Source organism: Flavobacterium sp. (assembly GCF_049240005.1).
Classification (GTDB): Bacteria; Bacteroidota; Bacteroidia; order Flavobacteriales; family Flavobacteriaceae; genus Flavobacterium.
The window spans coordinates 1-20,721 of the sequence record NZ_JBMLTK010000062.1 but is presented as its reverse complement, the minus strand read 5'-3'; the positions used below and the strand labels follow the sequence as shown (position 1 = coordinate 20,721).

General features: G+C 39.4%; 15 protein-coding genes. 14 read left to right on the top strand and 1 reads right to left on the bottom strand.

Translation table 11 applies throughout. The features are described from left to right. The first annotated feature begins 481 nt into the window (after positions 1–481). The 5 genes from ACOVQQ_RS06640 to ACOVQQ_RS06620 all read left to right on the top strand — a co-directional run bounded on the left by ACOVQQ_RS06640 (position 482) and on the right by ACOVQQ_RS06620 (position 8,633). Positions 482–1,207, top strand: coding sequence for a pirin family protein (locus ACOVQQ_RS06640; protein WP_421817511.1), 726 nt, complete (start codon positions 482–484; stop codon positions 1,205–1,207). Between the two features lie 11 nt (positions 1,208–1,218). After that, a complete protein-coding gene (locus ACOVQQ_RS06635; protein ID WP_421817504.1) occupies positions 1,219–1,749 on the top strand; it encodes a YceI family protein in 531 nt (176 codons plus the stop codon). Between the two features lie 313 nt (positions 1,750–2,062). Next, positions 2,063–5,713, top strand: coding sequence for a phosphoribosylformylglycinamidine synthase (gene purL, locus ACOVQQ_RS06630; protein ID WP_421817503.1), 3,651 nt, complete (start codon positions 2,063–2,065; stop codon positions 5,711–5,713). A 250-nt stretch (positions 5,714–5,963) separates the two neighbouring features. Beyond that, on the top strand, positions 5,964–7,076 hold the full coding sequence (locus ACOVQQ_RS06625) for an ATP-binding protein (RefSeq protein ID WP_421817502.1): 1,113 nt from the start codon (positions 5,964–5,966) through the stop codon (positions 7,074–7,076). A gap of 432 nt (positions 7,077–7,508) precedes the next feature. Next, the gene (locus ACOVQQ_RS06620; protein WP_421817501.1) at positions 7,509–8,633 is read left to right on the top strand and encodes an ATP-binding protein; all 1,125 of its coding nucleotides are present in this window, start codon (positions 7,509–7,511) and stop codon (positions 8,631–8,633) included. Between the two features lie 229 nt (positions 8,634–8,862). Here the strand turns inward: ACOVQQ_RS06620 and ACOVQQ_RS06615 are convergent, their stop codons facing one another. Beyond that, positions 8,863–10,818 carry an LTA synthase family protein gene (locus ACOVQQ_RS06615; protein WP_421817500.1) on the bottom strand — a complete coding sequence of 652 codons (1,956 nt, stop codon included), beginning with the start codon at positions 10,816–10,818 and terminating at the stop codon, positions 8,863–8,865. Positions 10,819–10,929: 111 nt separating this feature from the next. On the opposite strand from ACOVQQ_RS06615, the gene ACOVQQ_RS06610 reads away from it, so the two are divergent. The 9 genes from ACOVQQ_RS06610 to ACOVQQ_RS06570 all read left to right on the top strand — a co-directional run bounded on the left by ACOVQQ_RS06610 (position 10,930) and on the right by ACOVQQ_RS06570 (position 20,650). Then, the gene (locus tag ACOVQQ_RS06610; RefSeq protein ID WP_421817499.1) at positions 10,930–12,705 is read left to right on the top strand and encodes an AMP-dependent synthetase/ligase; all 1,776 of its coding nucleotides are present in this window, start codon (positions 10,930–10,932) and stop codon (positions 12,703–12,705) included. A gap of 886 nt (positions 12,706–13,591) precedes the next feature. Then, positions 13,592–13,969: a hypothetical protein gene (locus ACOVQQ_RS06605; RefSeq protein WP_421817498.1), complete on the top strand. Its 378-nt coding sequence runs from the start codon at positions 13,592–13,594 to the stop codon at positions 13,967–13,969. A 14-nt stretch (positions 13,970–13,983) separates the two neighbouring features. After that, positions 13,984–14,769 (top strand): hypothetical protein, encoded by a 786-nt coding sequence (locus ACOVQQ_RS06600; RefSeq protein WP_421817497.1) that lies wholly within the window; start codon positions 13,984–13,986, stop codon positions 14,767–14,769. A gap of 59 nt (positions 14,770–14,828) precedes the next feature. Next, positions 14,829–15,305 carry a hypothetical protein gene (locus ACOVQQ_RS06595; protein ID WP_421817496.1) on the top strand — a complete coding sequence of 159 codons (477 nt, stop codon included), beginning with the start codon at positions 14,829–14,831 and terminating at the stop codon, positions 15,303–15,305. Positions 15,306–15,475: 170 nt separating this feature from the next. Then, the gene (locus ACOVQQ_RS06590; RefSeq protein ID WP_421817495.1) at positions 15,476–15,727 is read left to right on the top strand and encodes a DUF6364 family protein; all 252 of its coding nucleotides are present in this window, start codon (positions 15,476–15,478) and stop codon (positions 15,725–15,727) included. Further along, entirely contained in the window at positions 15,728–16,147 is a 420-nt protein-coding gene (locus ACOVQQ_RS06585; protein ID WP_421817494.1) for a type II toxin-antitoxin system VapC family toxin, read from the top strand. A 556-nt stretch (positions 16,148–16,703) separates the two neighbouring features. Continuing rightward, entirely contained in the window at positions 16,704–17,006 is a 303-nt protein-coding gene (locus tag ACOVQQ_RS06580) for a hypothetical protein (RefSeq protein ID WP_421817493.1), read from the top strand. Between the two features lie 55 nt (positions 17,007–17,061). Beyond that, positions 17,062–18,903, top strand: a complete 1,842-nt coding sequence (locus ACOVQQ_RS06575) for a DUF262 domain-containing protein (protein WP_421817492.1) — start codon at positions 17,062–17,064, stop codon at positions 18,901–18,903. A gap of 874 nt (positions 18,904–19,777) precedes the next feature. After that, on the top strand, positions 19,778–20,650 hold the full coding sequence (locus ACOVQQ_RS06570) for a DUF3347 domain-containing protein (RefSeq protein WP_421817491.1): 873 nt from the start codon (positions 19,778–19,780) through the stop codon (positions 20,648–20,650). Positions 20,651–20,721: the final 71 nt, after the last annotated feature.

Genomic DNA, 20,721 nt, shown 5'->3' with positions numbered 1-20,721 from the left:
AAATACGAAACGACAAGAAAGCGATTTAAACTAAATTGTCTTTGAGAAAATTCTAAATAAAGAGCATCACCGAGTTTGTATTTTTCCATTTGTAATATTGCAATATTACCCAAATTAATACATTCACTATCATTTATTTAAGCAAACAATTCTCTCCATCAAAACCACCCAAAAACCCAAAAAAAACCCTAACTCCCCCACTTCACTTTCCTGATCTAATTCCAAAACTCCCCCATTCCATTAACGCCATTTTAACGCGATTTCTTAATCTAGGTCAATGCTTTTGGCTGGCACGCCAACGTAACTTTGCTTCGTTAATTAAAAGTTTACAACACAGATGAACCGAAAAGATTTCCTCAAAAAAAGTATTCTCGGCTCGATACTAATCGGAGCGGCCGGAAGTACAACTGCAAAAGTTGCAAGCAAACCCGAAACCACTCCGGTTGGATTTAATCATCTGCCTCACACTAATTCAAAAGTTATGACAAACTCCGTTTTACACAAAGCAAACACCAGAGGTGGCGCAAACCACGGCTGGCTAAACGCAAAACACACCTTTAGTTTTGCCAACTATTACAATCCCGATCGCATGAACTTCGGCGTACTCCGAGTTTTAAACGACGATACCATCGCTGGCGGAACCGGCTTCGGAACGCACCCGCACGACAACATGGAAATCATTACCATTCCGCTCGAAGGTGCCCTCCGTCACAAAGATTCACTCGGAAATACCGCTGTTATCGAAAACGGCGAAATCCAAGTAATGAGTGCCGGAACCGGTGTTTTCCACAGCGAACACAACGACAAGCAAAAAGAAGAAACCAAACTGCTTCAAATTTGGGTGTATCCAAACAAACGAAACGTAGAACCGCGCTACGACCAGATAAAAATCTCCGATAACGCCGAACACAACGCGTTCCAACAAGTGCTATCGCCCGATCCGAACGACGCCGGCGTGTGGATTCACCAAGACGCCTGGTTTCACCTCGGAACGTTCGATGCCAACCAAAAAACAACGTACAACCTCAATTTAAAAGGAAACGGTGTATACGTTTTTATCATCAAAGGCGGCGCAAAAGTTAACGAGCAAGAACTCGAAACCCGCGACGGTTACGGAATCTGGGACATCGATAGTTTTGAAATTACAACTACCGAAAACGATACCCAAATTCTATTGATGGAAGTTCCAATGCAATTAAACAGCTAAATAAATAAGTTATGAGTATTACAAAATGGACGATTGATCCAACACATTCTGAAGTAGGTTTCAAAGTGAAACACATGATGGTTACTAATGTTTCCGGACGTTTTAAAGATATTTCTGCAACCATCGAAAACGGTACTGAAGATTTCGAAACTGCCCACATCAGCTTCAGCGCGCAAATCGAAAGCATCGATACCGGAAACACCGATCGCGATGCACACTTAAAAGGAGCCGATTTCTTCGACGCCGCACAATTTCCAAGCCTAAATTTCACGTCAACCGCTGTCAAAGCATTGTCCGACGAAAATTACATCGTAAGCGGAAACCTCGAAATTAAAGGCACAAGCAAAGAAATCGACCTGCAAGTCGAAATCAGCGAAGAAATGAAAGACCCATGGGGCAACACTAAAATTGGTTTGGCCATTCACGGAGTCATCAACCGCAAAGACTTCGGACTCACCTGGAACGCCGCACTCGAAACCGGTGGTGTTTTGGTTGGCGAAGAGGTAAAACTAATTGCCGAAGTACAGTTTGTAAAAAACTAAAATTCAACTATTTGGGCGCTCCGGCGGCTCAAAAAATCCATAAAGCCTGACGATCGGTGAACAGCCGCCGTCAGGCTTTTCGTTTCAACCCGCTCGTTTGTTGCCGTTTGCGGATCGTCGGTATGGGCTTCTTTTAGTCGCCAATACCAACTGCCGCGCACAGCCAACAAACTTCACGGGGTTTCCACTGCAATCCTTAGCGCGGGCAATCGTTACCGAAAATCGTGCACAAATATCCGTTCAATAAAGACATTTACGAATTGCTATTTGGCAATCGAATACGTACTTTTGTGCGCAACAACACAACCGCTTTATGATTCACTTCTTCCGAAACGCGAATGAACAACTATTCGCTGTTGACGCGCCTTTTCAAGAACTTTCTACAACCGACATCTCAAAACTCAACTGGCTTTTCGGCAACGCACAACGCATCGATTCCGACGCCGTATTTGGCACCTTCGTGGGTCCACGCGCATCCATGGTAACGCCCTGGAGTACCAACGCCGTCGAAATCACACAAAACATGCAAATCAACGGCATTCAACGCATCGAAATGTTTAGCCCGTTTGCTGCCAACCAGAGTTTCGACCCGATGCTGTCGCAAAAGTTCGAAAATCTCACGCAAGAAATTTTCCAAAGCAAAATCCAACCCGAAGCTATTCAAAACATCAGCGATATCGCGGGTTACAACAAACAAGAAGGCTTGGCACTAAGCGACGATGAAGTGCAATACCTCGAAAATCTATCCACAAAATTAGGTCGGCCACTAACCGACTCCGAGATATTCGGCTTTTCACAAGTAAACTCTGAACACTGCCGCCACAAAATATTCAACGGTACTTTTGTAATCGACGGGCAAGAACAGCCGGAAAGCTTGTTCAAACTCATCAAAAAAACCTCGGCAGAAAATCCGAATACCATTGTTTCGGCATACAAAGACAACGTGGCATTTACCGCAGGTCCGGTGGTGGAACAATTCGCGCCGAAAAGTCCAGACAAGCCCGACTTTTACACCAAATCCGAATTCGAAAGCGTTTTGTCAATCAAAGCCGAAACGCACAATTTCCCGACCACGGTCGAACCATTTAACGGAGCAGCAACCGGATCGGGAGGTGAAATTCGCGATCGTTTAGCCGGCGGACAAGGAGCTATTCCGTTAACAGGAAGTGCCGTTTACATGACCGCTTATCCACGCCTCGAACGCGAAAATTACTTTAACGACAATGCTTTTCCAGCGCGTAAATGGTTGTACCAAACGCCCGTCGATATCTTGATAAAAGCTTCAAACGGCGCATCCGATTTCGGTAATAAATTCGGACAACCGCTCATCAACGGTTCGTTATTTACTTTCGAACACAGCGAGCAAAACACCCGTTTAGGTTACGACAAAGTAATCATGCAAGCCGGCGGCGTTGGCTACGGAAAACGCGCGCAAGCCTTGAAAAAACAACCCGAAAACGGCGATGCCATTGTGGTTTTAGGCGGCGATAACTACCGAATCGGAATGGGCGGTGCCGCTGTTTCCTCAGCTGATACGGGCGCGTTTAGCAGCGGTATCGAACTCAATGCCATTCAACGCTCGAATCCAGAGATGCAAAAACGCGCCGCAAACGCCATTCGTGCACTGGTGGAAACAGATGAAAATCCGATTGTTTCTATTCACGACCACGGAGCCGGCGGACACTTAAACTGCTTGTCGGAACTCATCGAAGCTACCGGCGGACACATAAATTTAGATGCTTTACCCGTTGGCGATCCGTCACTTTCTGCAAAAGAAATAATTGGTAACGAATCCCAAGAACGTATGGGATTGGTGGTCAAACAAAACGATAAAGCGCTGTTGCAACGTGTTTCCGAACGCGAACGTGCGCCGTTTTACCAAGTCGGTAGCGTTACTAACGACCATAAATTTGTGATCGAATCGAAAAAAACAGGCGAAAAACCCATGGATTTCGATTTGCACGATCTATTTGGTAGCGCACCAAAAACCGTATTAACCGACGAGCGCAAACCAGCAAATTTTGCCGAAATCACCTACGATAATAAGGAGGTTGAAAACTACATCAAGCAAGTTATTCAACTAGAAGCCGTTGCGTCAAAAGATTGGTTAACGAATAAAGTCGACCGTTGCGTTGGCGGACGTGTAGCCAAACAACAATGCGTTGGCGAATTGCAACTGCCGTTGAGTAATCTCGGAATTTCGGCACTCGACTTCCAAGGAACGCACGGTATTGCAAACAGTATTGGCCACGCACCTATCCCGGCTTTAATCGATGCCGCAAAAGGCAGCCGACTCGCCATTGCAGAAGCTTTAACCAATTTAGTTTGGGCACCATTAAAGGACGGAATTCAAAGCGTATCACTGAGTGCCAATTGGATGTGGCCGTGCAAAAATCCAGGTGAAGACGCACGGTTATACGATGCGGTAGCCGCTTGCTCTGAGTTTGCGATTGCACTAGGCATCAATATTCCAACAGGGAAAGACAGCTTGTCGATGAAGCAAAAATATGCGGACGGCGACGTACTTTCTCCAGGAACCGTGATTATTTCTGCAGCAGCACACACCGACGATTTTACCAAAACCATCGATCCGGTTTTTAAAGCCGGAAAAGGCAGTGTGTATTATGTAAACTTGTCGGCTTCTAACTTGCAACTCGGCGGTTCGGCGTTTGCGCAAACACGAAATGCCATCGGAACTACTGCACCCGATGTTGCCGATGCCGCGTATTTCAAAAGTGCATTTACGGCCTTACAAGAAGCAATCCGCGCGGAAGCTGTTTGCGCCGGACACGACGTTAGCGGCGGCGGTTTGGTAACAACATTACTCGAACTCTGCTTCGCCAGCACAAACGTAGGCGCCACAATCGATTTAACTAAAATCGACCCACAAGCCGATTTCACTACCAAACTTTTTGCCGAAAATACAGCGGTTGTCGTACAAGCAACCAACGATACGGCCTTAGAAAACATCCTTCAAAAGCACCAAATTTCATTTGAACGTATTGGCGAGGTTATAAACTCTGAATCATTGATTATAAACGATTTGAAATTAGATGTAAAATCGTATCGCAAGTTATGGAACAACACTTCGTACTTGTTTGATCGTTTGCAAACCGCCAACGGTATGGCCGAAGTTCGTGCGGAACAATTCGATAAACAAGCGTTGAAATACCGTTTTCCAAATTCATACACGCAAGTATCCGATGTGCAGGTAAGCAACCGACCAAAAGCGGCTGTGATTCGTGAGCAAGGTTCGAATTCGGAACGCGAAATGGCACATGCAATGTACTTGGCCGGTTTCGATGTAATCGACATTCACATGACTGATTTAATCATGGGTCGAATTGATTTATCGGACATTCAGTTCATTGGAGCTGTAGGCGGCTTCTCAAACTCAGATGTTTTAGGAAGCGCAAAAGGTTGGGCTGGCTCGTTTAAATACAACGAAAAGGCGCAAAAAGCCTTGTCTGATTTTTATGCACGACCAGACACGCTTTCGGTGGGCATTTGCAACGGGTGTCAGCTTTTAATGGAATTGGAAGTCATACATCCGGAACTTCCGGTTCACGGAAAGATGAAGCACAACGTATCGCGCAAACACGAAAGTATATTTACATCCGTCGAAATATTGCCAAACAACAGCGTGATGTTGGGTAACTTAGCGGGAAGTACGCTGGGCGTTTGGGTTTCGCACGGCGAAGGTAGGTTTGAACTTCCGGGCGACGAGGCGCAGTACCACATTGTGTCGAAATACGCTTATGCGGAGTATCCCGCAAATCCGAATGGTTCCGATTTTAATACGGCGATGTTAGCGAGCAAAGACGGCCGACATTTGGTGATGATGCCGCATATTGAACGTTCGATTTTTGGTTGGAACTGGGCGCATTATCCAAATAATCCAAAAGAAGCGACGCCGTGGTTGCAGGCATTCGTGAACGCTCGGGAATGGATTGAAAGTAGGTAAAAACGCGACTTCTCTGTAAATCTAGTAACGGAGTTTAGCTTTTAGAAGTTGATATATTTCTCACCAAAACATGCCGTAATTTGGATTTACACAGTCACTATTTTGTGTAGATTAAGAAATCAATTCCGAATTTACACAAGTTAAAATCTAAAAATAGTATGTATTTTCGGAATTCAATTCCGAAAATACATACTTTTGCGTTATGGAATTCGAACGAAAAATAGAGGGAAAGCTTAAAAAAACAGCTCAAATGTTTCGGGCAGTTGCGGTAATGGGTGTTAGACAAAGTGGGAAAACGACGCTTTGCAGATCTTTCTTTTCAGGCTATCAGTACTATAATTTCGAAAATATTGGGTTGTATCAATTGGCTAAAAGTGATCCTACGGCGTTTTTGACCAAAGATAACAAGGGAGTAATTTATGACGAGTTGCAACGTTTACCTGAATTATTTAATTATTTACAAGAAATTTTAGACAATACTTCAGAAAAAGGTAAATACGTGATTTCTGGAAGTAGCAACTTTTTACTCAACGAAAAAATTACTCAAAGTTTGGCGGGTCGAATTGGCTACATTAACATGTACCCGCTAAGCTATGACGAAATTCCAAACTTTAAAAACTTTACGGTTTGGGAACACATTTTTAATGGTGGATTTGCAGAAGTTTGGAAAGATACCTCTGTTGATCCTGTTTTATTTTACCAAAGTTACATTCAAAGTGTGGTTGAAAAAGATATCAGGCAGTTGGTAAACATTAGAGACATTAACTTATTTCAAAATTTTATAAGGCTCATTGCGTCACGAGTTGGCCAAGAATTCAACGCTTTGAAATGGGCAAACGAACTAGACATTGATTCGAAAACACTGAAAAGTTGGGTAAGTTATTTAGAGGTTGCTGGAGTTATTTATTTATTGCCACCGTATTATGCTAATTTCGGTAAACGCATTACTAAAAAACCGAAACTTTATTTGGTTGATACGGGCATCATTTGCAGTTTGCTTGACATCACCACTGTAAATCAGCTTGAAAATCATCCGTTAAAAGGCGCGATTTTTGAAAATTTTATAGTCAGCCAATGTGTAAAGTTTAATAGTTATCGGTTGAAGCCCTACAAATTGTTCTATTGGCGCTCGCAAGCGGGTGTTGAGATTGATTTATTAATTGAAAAAGGCCTCAACCTTTTTCCGATCGAAATTAAATCGGGTCAAACTTTTCAAGAAAATTGGTTCAGGAACTTGAATTTGTTCAAAAGCTACTCGAAGGGAACGAGTCCGCTAAACATTGTTTACGGCGGCGAGAATTTTAGTTTTAGTAACAAAAACAAACTAGTGAACACATTTTCGCTGGCCGAACTGTTTGATTGAGGTTTCGTTAGATGAATAGTGCTTGAAAATTTCGCGCTATTGCATTCCCTTTTTTTGCTCTAGAAACTCGCAAACGACTTTTTTGGTGTTGAATCCGAGAAGTAGGTTTTTTTGTGAAGTCGATTTCCGTGTGAGCGGGCGCAACGACATCCTTTTAGGCGTTACGGAATTTCCAGTACCGTTTCGCCTAAAAGATACAGTGGAGCACGCGACGGCGCTGCATGGATACGTTCAACGCTAGTTTGGCGAAGCAGTTACAATTTGTTAGTAAACGTACGTTAGCGCCGGCACACCCAAAAAACACAACTTTTTCGGAATAGCATCCTAAAAAAAAGCAACTTTTTTGGAATAGAATCCAAAAAAAGTATTACTTTTTTGGAATAGAATCCGAAAAAGCACTACTTTTGGCTGCAGAGAACTTTACTTTAAGTTATGATTGCCAGAGAATTAACTGCGGTGATTTCAAAATTCCTCAACAAAGGAAAAGTATTGATTTTACTTGGCGCTCGACAAACCGGAAAAACGACTTTGCTTAAGGAATTAAGTAGCAATTACGAGAGTGCGCTGTGGCTAAATGCCGACGAATACGACATTCAACAGATTTTTGAAAAGCCTACTTCAACGCAAATCAAAAGTATATTGGGTGCTTCGAAATTTGTTGTCATTGACGAAGCCCAACGAATTCCGAATATTGGTATTGCTTTAAAGTTGATTCACGAGAACTATCCGGATGTTAAACTCGTAGCCACGGGATCTTCGGCTTTTGACTTGCAAAACAAAACCTACGAATCGTTAACCGGACGCAAGATTGAATGCCAACTGTTTCCGCTATCGTTTCAAGAACTTAAGAATCATCACGGAATTTTGGAAGAAAAGCGCCTGCTTCATAACCGATTGATTTACGGCTCATATCCCGAAGTTGTTAGTTATGCCGACGACCAGCGTTTAATTTTAAAACAACTGGCCGACAGCTATTTATTTAAAGACGTCTTAATGATTGATTCGTTAAAGAAGCCCGAGAAATTGGTTAAGCTTTTACAAGCATTAGCCTTACAAATTGGATCGGAAGTTTCGTATAACGAATTAGGCAAGCTCGTTGGTTTAGACAGTAAAACGGTTGAAACGTATATTAGTTTACTCGAAAAGACGTTTATCGTTTTTAGATTACAATCGTTTGCGCGAAATGCCCGAAATGAATTAAAACTTTCGAAAAAGATTTACTTCTACGACAACGGCATTCGAAATGCGGTGATTAACAATTTCCAGTTGGCCGTAAACCGCGCCGACATTGGAGCCTTGTTTGAAAACTACTTTATCGCCGAGCGCAAGAAATACAATGCTTACCAAAACAATTTTGTTTCACCGTATTTCTGGCGCACAAAAGAACAACAAGAAATCGACTATATCGAGGAAGCCGACGGGCTAATTACGGCTTTTGAAATCAAATGGAATTCGAATAAAAAGGTGCGTTTTCCGAAAAATTTCACCTCGTCGTATCCGAATCATGAGTTGGTGGTGGTCACGCCGGAGAATTATGATACGTATTTGAGTAACTGATGTTCGGTCAACGATTTTCGTGTGAGCGGGCGCAACGACATCCTTTTAGGCGTTACGGAATTTCCAGTACCGTTTCGCCTAAAAGATACAGTGGAGCACGCGACGGCGCTACTTTGAAACGCTCAACGATTGTTTTGCGGAGCAGTTACGAATTGAAAGTTAAAGGAAGTTAGCGCCGGCACACCCAAAAAATCAAAAAACTCAGGTAAAAACTGACTTTAAATCGGCGTTAATTCATAGAGTTTTGCCCAATTCCTCCCAATTTTCGATCCATAATGCGCTGCATGTAATCTTGAATCAAGGCTTTGCAACGGAGCTCGAGCTGGTTCATGGTAGCGTTTCGCTGGGCAATCAGGTTTTGGGTTAAACCACGGTCGATATCTTTATAAAAACCTACCGCTTTTCGTCCGTTGAAAACACAAATGTAGCCGTCGGCAAACAGCATGTAGTTGTTGCTGCTGTAACGAATAACGAAAGGCGAAATCTCATTTTCGCTCAACAAACTGCGTCCCCAGCTGCGAAACGGCTTGTCGTATCCAATTAAATCGAGTAGTGTTGGATAAATATCAATTTGCTGCGCCCACCGATTGTCGGCACCTTTCAAATTGTACTTTGGCGCGTAAAACAGTAGCGCTACTGCATTTTTGTTGGCTTCCTTTTTGTATTCGTCGTAAAAAATGGTGTTGCCGTGATCGCCAACCAAAACAAAAATGGTGTTCTCAAACCACGCTTGCTTTTTGGCTTGCGCGAAGAATTGCTTCAAGGCATAATCGGTGTATCCCATACATTGATGCATGTTAACGTTGCCTTTCGGAAATTTCCCTTCGTATTTTTCCGGAACTTTATACGGTTCGTGCGAGGAAACCGAAAACAAAGTCGTAAAAAACGGCTGTTTAAATTGGCTTATGGTTTTATTGAAATACTGGAAAAACGGTTCGTCCCAAATTCCCCAAACACCATCGAAATCGGCGTCGTTATTGTATTCGTTCTTACCGTAATAGGCATCAAAACCCAAAATATTTCCGTAGCCCAGAAATCCCATGGAGCCGTTTGGAGCGCCGTGAAAAAACGACGTGTTGTAACCGAGCGATTCCAAAACCGAGACTAGCGACTCGGTGGGCTGCTTCGGATAAGGCGAAGATGTAAACGCATCTTTAAACGACGGAATTCCCGCCAAAACCGACGACATGGCGTGAATACTCTTATAACCGTTAGCGTACGCATTCGTGTAAATGCGACTGTGCTGCGCGAGTGAATCCACAAAGGGCGTGTAACTTACGTGATTTTTGATGCCCATTTCTTTGTTGAAAGAACCAAAATACTCTTTTCCGTTACTTTCTAAAATTAGGATCACGATGTTCGGACGCGTTTTGGGATTGTTTTTGTACTGCTTGTAAGGCTTTACTAACGAATCGATTTCACTTTTCGAAACAAAGTTTACCTTTTTAAAATTATTGCTAAATAAAGTTCTAAAAACAGCAAAAGGCGTGTTTAGCACAATATCGGCCTGCGAAGAAACTCGAACATATCGATTGGCATCGACCAAATTTATGGGTCGGGTACTTTTTTTGAAATCGCCGCGAATACCTCCTATGGCTAAGGTAATGATTACAAGCATTGCCAATAGAGAAAAAACGAAGTACGCAAGGGTAAAACGCAGCTTATCGAACAGCGGACGAAATAAACTGTAAGCTTTGATCCAAGCCAGCAAAAGCACGATAAATAATAAAAAAACGTGCCAATAGTTCAAAGCGAAATTGGCAAAAAGCAATAATTTATTGGATTCATGCGCAATGGAATCGGTTATGGCGCTTGTTGAACGTCCGAAATTGAAGCGATAATAGATCAGATCAACGCAATTTAAGGCCAAACCCACTCCGTTTGTGACAAAATAGAGGACTTTTAGCGCTTTTTGATATGTTAAATTTCTTGTTTGCGGCAACGGCAAAATAGCCAACACAATAAATAATCCGTTTAAGTATAAAATTGCTGTGGTATCGAAAGCTAAACCGTGATATGCCAGATGGAAATACTCGGAAATACCACTAACTTCAATCAAATCAGCATTATACACATAAAAGAGCAACCTACACAGTTGATACATCACAAAAGCCAAACCGATTCGATAAAACAAAACTGCGTATTCATCGCCTCGAAAACGACTCCAATTTTTATTTTTCCACATTGTTAAAAAATCTGCTGCAAAACTAATTCAATTGAAATTTAAGCCTATATTTTTTTAGCAATATTGCGAAAAAGTATTTTAATAGTTAATTTGCCGCATAAAGCACAAAACATGACGTCGATTACACGTTTATTTGATTTCCCCTACCACCAACTCGAAAAATTACCTATTTCAGACGCACTAGTGTCTAAAAAAGACGGTAAGTGGATAAAAACCAGTACTCAGGAATACGTCGATTTAGCCAATCAGGCGTCACGTGCCCTACTCGCTTTAGGTGTAAAGCCCAACGATAAAATAGCTGTGATAAGTTCCACGAATCGAACCGAGTGGCATATTTTAGATATAGGTGTCTTGCAAATTGCAGCGCAAAACGTTCCGGTATATCCAACTATTGGCGAGGAAGATTACGAATACATTCTCAACCACAGCGAAGCGACGCACTGTTTCGTGTCGGATCAAGTCGTATACGACAAACTGATGAAAGTGCGCTCGCAAATCCCGAATCTAAAAGAAATTTATAGCTTCGATACTATTTCGGGCTGCCACACCTGGGAGCAGTTCTTGGCTTTAGGCGCCAGCACCGAGCTACAAGCGGAAGTGGAAATCCGTAAAAACTCGGTAAAAACCGACGATCTGGCTACGATCATTTACACTTCAGGAACAACCGGAAAACCAAAAGGTGTGATGCTTTCGCACCGAAACATTGCCTCGAACGTACTCGATTCTGAAAAACGTATTCCGTTCGCTGCCGGTAAATCGCGCGCACTCTCGTTTTTGCCCATTTGCCACATTTACGAGCGTATGGTGGTGTATATCTACCAATATTACAGCGTGAGTATTTATTTTGCAGAATCAATCGAGCAACTCAGCGCCAATTTAAAAGAAGTACAACCTACGGTAATGACGGCAGTACCGCGCCTGATCGAAAAAGTGTACGACTCCATTTACGCCAAAGGTTCGGAGCTGAGTGGCCTTAAGAAAAAACTTTTCTTCTGGGCAATCGATTTAGGTTTGCGTTACGAACCCTACGGAAAAAACGGGGCTTGGTACGAGTTTCAGTTAAGCATTGCCCGCAAACTAATTTTCAGTAAGTGGAAAGCTGGTTTAGGCGGCAATTTAGAGCTGATTGTCTCGGGAAGTGCTGCCTTGCAACCGCGTTTGGCACGAGTTTTTGCTGCCGCGCAAATCCCTGTTATGGAAGGTTACGGCTTATCGGAAACTTCGCCAGTAATTGCGGTAAACGACCAACGTAACGGCGGTTTTAGAATTGGAACGGTCGGTCGCGTGATTGATAACGTGGAGGTGAAAATTGCCGAAGATGGCGAAATTTTGTGCAAGGGTCCGAACATCATGCTCGGCTACTATAAAGATCCGGAAAAGACGGCAGAGGTTTTGAAAGACGGCTATTTCCACACGGGCGATATCGGAATGATTGATGCCGATGGCTTCCTGAAAATAACCGATCGTAAGAAGGAGATGTTTAAAACCAGTGGCGGAAAATATATTGCGCCGCAGTTGTTGGAAAACGCCATGAAACAGTCGCGCTTCATCGAAAACATTATGGTAATTGGCGACGGCGAGAAAATGCCCGCGGCTTTTGTACAACCCAATTTTGTTTTCGTCCGCGAATGGGCAAAAATGCACCAGATTGAACTCTCCGACGACAATAAAGAACTGATTAAAAACGAGAAAGTTATCGCCCGAATCGACCAAGAAATTGAAAGTATTAACGAGCGTTTTGGCAATTGGGAGAAAATCAAGCGTTTTGAGCTCACGCCAGAAGTTTGGAGCATCGACGGCGGACACTTAACGCCCACGATGAAACTCAAAAGAAAAGCGGTGCTAGAACTCTACCGCGATTTATACGACAAAATCTACCGTTCGTAAGAACAAGAAAGCAGCCAAATAAAGAGCTGCTTTTTTAAAACCTGAGTTCGATTTAAAAATTGCAGTCAGAAAATAGATAAATGGTTGATTAATACCAATTGGGACTGTAAAATAGGCTAAAGAAAAAAGGTTGTTTTTGAGGCAGAACAATGCGAAAAAGTGTTGCATAGCGGCGCTACGGAAGATTTTTTTAAAGCAGTTATGGCTTAAAAACGTTTTTTTATTAGGCTGTTTTATAGATCCAATTGGTATAACAGGCGGATTTGTTTTGGGATACTGTAGTATCGCAAAAAAATCTAACGAAGTAAGCAGCCGTTTATCTGTTTAGCATGCAAATTGTGATTTTTCTTTGCTTTTTGACTTCACATTTTGTTGATTTCAAGCGATCTGACAAAGATTTTTAATCGAACTCAGGTTTAATGACTACTAGTAGCTATTCCAGCTGTTCGCTATAGTCCGCAAAAAATACGGTTTGTTCAATCGGCAGGTGTTGGGCTTCTGGTGTCGCCCACACCCATCGTTTCACAATACCGTATTTTTATTACGGGCTGCCGCTACCATCCGGGCTAGGGAATGCGTTGATACGAGTAAGAAAACTATTTGAAAAGCGCTAGGCTAAACTATTTGGAGTTTTGCTACTTTTGTAAAAACAAGTCCATGGATTGTTAGCAATATACTGCGAACTTTATATCTCCTATGATTGTTTTTTAATTTAAATGATGTAAAACGTTTTTGCTATGAAAAACAGCATATTCTTAGTTTTAATCGGTATATCACTTGTTTTTGCGTTAGTTGGTTTTATTTTGAAAGTATTGGGATTAACTGAACAATCAGCGGATATTTATATCGACGCGGGATTAAGTTTGCAAATCTCATTGGATTGATTATGTTACTTTATAATGGAACCATTTTCAAAACTGCGTACTTTCTAGTCATTATATTTTGGTTTTGTATCGCCGTTATTGGTGTAGTTTTCAAATTCATGCACTGGCCTGCCGCTAATTTGTTAGTACTTGTCTCGGTTTTAGGCATACTACTAACGTACACTGTTCGCTTCTTCAAAAAACAAGAAAAACAACGCTTAGATGTACTTAAGTTGCTGTGGGTAATTACTTTCTTATTAGGAGCTTTAGGTGTAATTTTAAAATGGTTCCCTCGAGAGTTTATGCACGTAAGTACCCTTGTATTCTGGTTAACTTTAACCGATCAAATTATTATGATTTCCCAAAAAAACGCGCAACGCAGACAAAAGTCATCTGACTAAATTCCGAAATCATCATGAAGCATGCCTTAATAATTTTCGCACTGCTACTTTTCTCGTGTAAGCACACACAAGAGAACAAAACAACAGACAAAAACGAATCTGAATTAGTCGATGCTATACCGCCTGAGAATATCAGATCTTACATTCATCATGTTGATCCTAGAGATTCGCTTTGCCTGCGTGACATGAAATTTGCAAAAGCCCAAATAGACAGTGGGAGAATTGTTTTTACACTGCAAAGGGGACACGGTAAGTTCAACACCCGGCAGTCGAAAAGGCTTAAACAACTATGTAAAAGGTATAATCTGACTTTTGGTTACGACGAAATTACCGACGGTTTCGAGAGCAAGTACGAACGAGCAGGTTGTTACGGAGCTGTCATGGATGAGGCAATCGAAAAGAAATTTGGCAAAGATTTTAAAAAGAACCTGATCAGAGAAGCCGATGAACTGATCATCGCAAATAATGACACCGTAAATGGTTACGAATGTGATATTGAACCCGAAATCTACGGGCTAGATTCTAATCGTGTAATTTATCTATCTACCAAAGAACTAAAGATCAAAAAAAATAAGCAGTGGAAATCGATAAATCTGTACCTAAACGTGTACATAGATAAATCTGGGAAACAAAGCGGACACCAACTTATTCTGGAAAACACGGACAACCTTAATTCTGAAAGAGAAAAATTATTCGAAATTGCCATTGCCGAATTGAAAAAATACCAAAAGTGCAAACCCGGAGAAGTACTCGGAAAGAAAGTGATTACCGAAAACTACGTCACCGTAGTGTTTGATTAAACTTCAGTAACCACTACGCCGAATAGTATTCTTTTATGGAACTCTTCAAATTTGTAAAAATGAGAAAAACAATCTTCGCTACGTTTACAGCACTTTTAGCACTGTCAAGTTCAGCTTATGCCCAGGAAGAAAAGGTCAATTACATCAAATTTGAATATTCGGTCTCAATTAGGGTATATTCCGAAATCGAAATTTACATCGGTCGTTCGTTTCAAAACCCTCTTAATTTAGAAGCAACGGAAAAATTTTACAAAAAGGGAAAACTCATTGAAAAAGCAATACCGATTTCACAGGCTCAACTGGATGAATTAATAACCGAATTTAAAAAAATAACAAGTGCAGAATTAATCGAATCTTTTGAAAACGGATTAGACGGATCATCTAGTTCTTTAACTCTAGGCAATATATTTGATAGTAACTCAATTAAGTACTCATTTTGGGGATTTGATCCAAAAAATCAAGATTTAAACCAACTAACCAAAACTATTCAAATGATGATAAAAACGGTTGATATCCCCGTACTTGAATTAAATTAAGCGAGTAAATTAACAAATCAAAAAGCAAGTAATTTAAATACTACGTAATTGGTTTCACTAACCCGAATAACAAAAATCGATAATCGCTAGCGTATTCGTTACACGTGTAAAAGTACGTTAATTTACACGTGCATTTTCACCCGTTTTTATATCTTTGAAAAAAGTAGGTTATGAACACAAAATTGACGCTCGTGCTTGAAAAAGAAGTCATCCAAAAAGCAAAAGACTACGCGAAGCAAAAAAACGATAGCCTGTCTAATATCATTGAGAATTATCTTAAAGCACTAACGAACGAAGACGTTAAGAAAGAAACTGTTAAAGCGAGTCCGATTGTAAAATCACTGCGCGGATCTTTCAAACTACCGAAGGATTTCGACTACAAAGAAGAACTTATCAAAGCCATCGAAAAGAAACACCTGTAAATGGATAACGTACTAATTGATTCCGACGTAATTCTCGACTTCTTTTTCGACAGAGCGCCTTTTGCCGAACACGCAACTGCCATTTTTACCCTGTGTGAGAACAAGCAAATTAAAGGTTACACAACTCCTGTGATTATCAGCAATGTTTACTATTTGCTATCGAAGATTGCCAAACACGAACTGGTCATCGAAAAACTCAAGCAACTTTTGCGCATCATCGATATCGCGCAAGTTAATAAGGAGGTACTTATCGAAGCACTTAATTCTAAATTTAAAGACTTCGAAGACGCTATTCAAAATTATACCGCTGAAAATAGCAATTCAATCAACATCATTCTAACGAGAAACATAAAAGATTACCAAAACAGCAAACTAGCGGTTTTAAGTCCGGAAATGTATATAAAAAGCAACGTTCGCTAGTACCTCACCCGAGCTTTACTTTGCTATAAATCAATAACTACTTTTACATGCCGTATAAAAACGATGCAAAAACCACTGCACAACGTAGATAGAATCTCAAGAAGTTTATCAATCAGCAACAGTCTTGTAATTTTCAGAAGCTATTCCGGCTGTTCGCTATAGTCCGCAAAAAATACGGTTTGTTCAATCGGTAGGCATCGGGCTTCTGGGGTCGCCCTTACCCACCGTTTCACAATACCGCATTTTTCTTACGGGCTGCCGCTACCATCTGGGCTAGGTAATACGTTACTAACGTTTGGTGGAAAAATACCTATAAGTAGGTAGTTTTGGGAGTTGGGAATGAAGTAAATTAGCAAATCACAAAAGGGAATTTTTTTTAATTCAACTATTTAAGAGGACTTCGCCAATTGTCGAGTTACCTGCTATGTTAAAGAACGTCCGTGCAAAAAATAAAATTAGAACGACATATTTTGACCGACTGACAACTGACATTTGCGGAACTAACGGGAAAGCTGAAAACCGAACAGAGTAAGCACAACTATCAAAACTTATAAGAATGAATATTCTGCAAATTAAAAATGGAAGAATAGAAATTCGTAAAGACAATGGTTCTCTAGTGCGAACAATTGGTAACGGTGATGCTACTTCAGCAGACTTTAACTCTTCTCAAACTTTAATAGTAATTACAACTGTAAAAGGAAAAGTTGAAATCCGAAAAGATAATGGTTCATTAGTTCGCACTATTGGCAACGCAGATGCTACCAATGCAAGATGGCACGGTTCTGACATTGCTGTAACAACTGTAAAGGGAAAAACGGAATTAAGAAAAGAAAATGGCTCACTTATACGAACTTTATAGATAAAATACCAAAGGTGGCTACGCCACCTTTGGTATTTTCAAGCACATTATTTATATGGAGAAAAAGACTTTATCGAATATTTTAGAAGGAAAAATTTTTCAAATTCCAGATTATCAAAGAGGATATGCTTGGGAAACCAAACAATGGAAAGATTTTGTACAAGATATTGACGCATTGATTGATGATAAAATAATTAGCCATTACACAGGAACAATTGTTATTTATCAACCATTTGACAAACCGACAGAGAATTATGGCACAAAAAAACTTGAAATAGTTGACATCGTTGACGGACAGCAACGTCTTACAACTTGTAGTATTTATTTGTCAATTATCCTAAAAGAACTAATTAAAATTAGCGAAGAAGACTTTACAGCGGAAATTCCAATTTATCTACATTCGGGAAGCAAAAGTAAGCTAAGGTTAAATAATGATACAGCTGATTTTTATTCAGACTTAGTTTCTAAAGGCGTTAGCAATATTGAACCAAACTCGGTTCATCAAAAAAGAATTTACGAAGCATATTGCTTTTTGAAAAAGCATATCGAAGAACAATTAGAAATAAGAGCAGAAAAAGGCGAAGAATATTTGAGAGATTTGTTTGATGCTATTATCCGCAAATTAAATTTTTCCTTTTATCCAATTGAAGTAGAAAGTGAAATAGGGATGACTTTTGAGTTAATGAATTCAAGAGGAAAAGATTTGTCATCTATGGAACTGCTCAAAAACTATTTGATGTATTGGGTTTACAGAAATATTCAAGATGTTTCGGAGAAAGAAGATTTTACAAAAATTATTAACAAAACTTGGAAAGAAGTTTATGTAAATATAGCAAAATGCAACGGTAGCGAAAGTCAGTGTTTACGTATTGCTTGGACTTTATTTGTAAACTATACTCCAAAAAATTGGAACGGTTATAGCGGTTTTAAATCTGATGATGTAATACCATTGAGAAACTTTTCAATCAAGAGTAAAGAGGAAGTAAAAAGTTTTCTTTTACAATTTGTCGATGGTCTTGCGCTAATTTCTAAACATTACTCGGCAATTATTAAATCTAATCATAGTTCTTTTAATGAAACCGAATTACATCTATTAACTAAAATCCGAAATGCAGGAAACATTGCCAATTATCTTCCATTAATGGTTGCTTCAAGAATTAAACGTGAAAATAATGAAGCTTTAAATGACGAATACATTGGACTTTTAAAATCGCTTGAAATTTTTTCTTACCGAGTATTTCTTTGGCAAGGGAAACGAAGTAATGCAGGTTTGTCAAAATTCTACCGTTGGGCAGATGATATATTTTCATCAAAACATTCAATGTATTCTGTTACAGAATGGATATACGGAACTATAAATTGGTATTCACCTGAAAATAGTTTTAGAAAATCATTGAAAGAAGATTTTTTCGAGTGGTATCATCACAGACGATTGTTGAAATATACACTTTTTGAGTATGAACATTTTTTACTGAAAGGCAAAAACAAACCAAAGTTGAATTGGGAAGATTTAACCGACTCTACAATCGAGCATATTTTACCGCAAAATCCAGACGCAAATTCAAATTGGCTTTCTAAATGGACAGACGAAGAACGAAAGAAATTTATACACGACATTTCAAATTTAGTTCTGACCAAAGACAATTCACGATACAGCAACTTTGAATTTGGGAGAAAAAAGGGAATTGCAGGTTCAGGTTTCTCGTACTCTAACTCTGATATAAGACAAGAAAGAAAAATTGCAGAATTTGACGATTGGACACCTGTAAGCCTAAATAAAAGACGAGAAGAATTAACGGGTTGGATTATTGATAATTGGGGCATTGACATACATTTTCAACCGCCAACAGACGACATATTGGAAGAAGATGAACTAATATTTAATGATATTGACTAACAAACAACAACACAGCAGGTAACAGCGGTTTAGAATAACTAAACCTGTTAAGTATTAATTTTATTGATAATTAAATAAAATAAATGTAATTGGTACAACATAAGTACAACAAATGAAAGTTTCCTAATAGTTCAAAATATATTGTCTTATTTCAATAAAAATTTAAACTGGAAAAAATAAATACGAGAGAAACCAATACGTTTCATCCCCCTATTTTGTCTATAGTAATAACGGATTGTTAAATCTATCTTCAATTTCAATATATCTTATTAAAATTGAGTACTTTTGTATGTAATTTAAATTTTAGTGAGAAAATTTCGTTTCATATTTCTTTTGTTAATTGGCTTAATCCTTACGCCAAATATTTCTTTGGCTTGTGGTAAAGGTTCAGACAAGAGTTCTTGCAAAAAAGAAATTTCCTCTTCTAAATCAGAAAAAAAGAGTTGTTGCAGTAGTGATAATTCTAAAGAGAAAGACAACAAAGGTTGCAAAGGTAATTGCGGTCATTCTAAATGTGGATGTTCGTCAACCTGTCCTACTTCTTCGGTAAGTTTTTTATCTGAAATTATTTTTAAAAATTACATGTTTAACTATTCTTCAATCGAGAAAGTTAAATTTTCATACACAATACCATCAATCTCAGATGGTTTTTATTCTATTTGGCTCATTCCTAAAATAAGCTAAATCCATTTTTGACAGCCATAAGTGTGTCAAATTTGTAGCGTTTTGCTATCCAATTCACAACAGTTTTAGAAACATTTTACTACACAATTTTCGTGTTGCAGTATCATTTTTTTTATAACTGTAATTATCTCAAATTTATTTTATCAATCAATCAAGGTAAATTACTTTGATTACTAATACCTTATTTAAAATGAAAAATTCATTTATAAAAATAATGGTAGCAGCTGTAATGTTGCTATCTACTGCTATCAACGCACAAATAAAAAATGCAAAAACCGAAACAGTTAAAATATTTGGAAACTGTGGTATGTGCAAAACCAAAATAGAAAGAGCAGGGAATCTAAAAAATATTGCCCAGGTCGATTGGAATGAAGATACCAAAATGGCTACCCTGACTTATGATCAAAATAAAACCAATCAAGATGAAATACTAAAACGTATTGCTCTTGTTGGTTATGATAGCGAAAAATTCCTTGCTCCTGATAAAGCCTATTCAAATCTCCCTGGCTGTTGTCAGTATGACCGAGAAGCAAAAGTTCCAGTAGCAGTAGATGCAGTTTCGGGAGCGAATAAAATGGTAATGAATGACCATACTGCAATGAATGATAGTCAAGACCCGAGCAATAGCGAACTGGCGAAGCAAAAAAATCAATTGCAATCAATATTTGATAACTATTTCTTATTGAAAGATGCCTTAGTAAAAACAGATTCTAAAACAACAGCAGCTAAAGCAAATGAATTACTAACATCAATTGAAACCGTAAAAATGGAAACTTTGAATATGGACGTTCACATGGTTTGGATGAAAGTATTGAAAGATTTGAAAGCTGATGCTAAAAGTATTTCAGAAACCCAAGACATCAAAAAGCAAAGAGATTCTTTTAAATCATTATCTAAGAACACTTATGAATTGATAAAAGTTTCAAAACCTACAGAACCAGTATATTACCAATACTGCCCTATGCAGGATGCCAATTGGTTGAGCAAAGAGAACGCAGTAAAAAATCCTTACTATGGGTCACAGATGCTGACTTGTGGTAAAACAGTAGAAACAATTAAATAACCTAAAAAAAATAAATATGAAAAATTTATCAATGATAGCTTCATTTATTGGAGCGATATTTTTAACCTCTT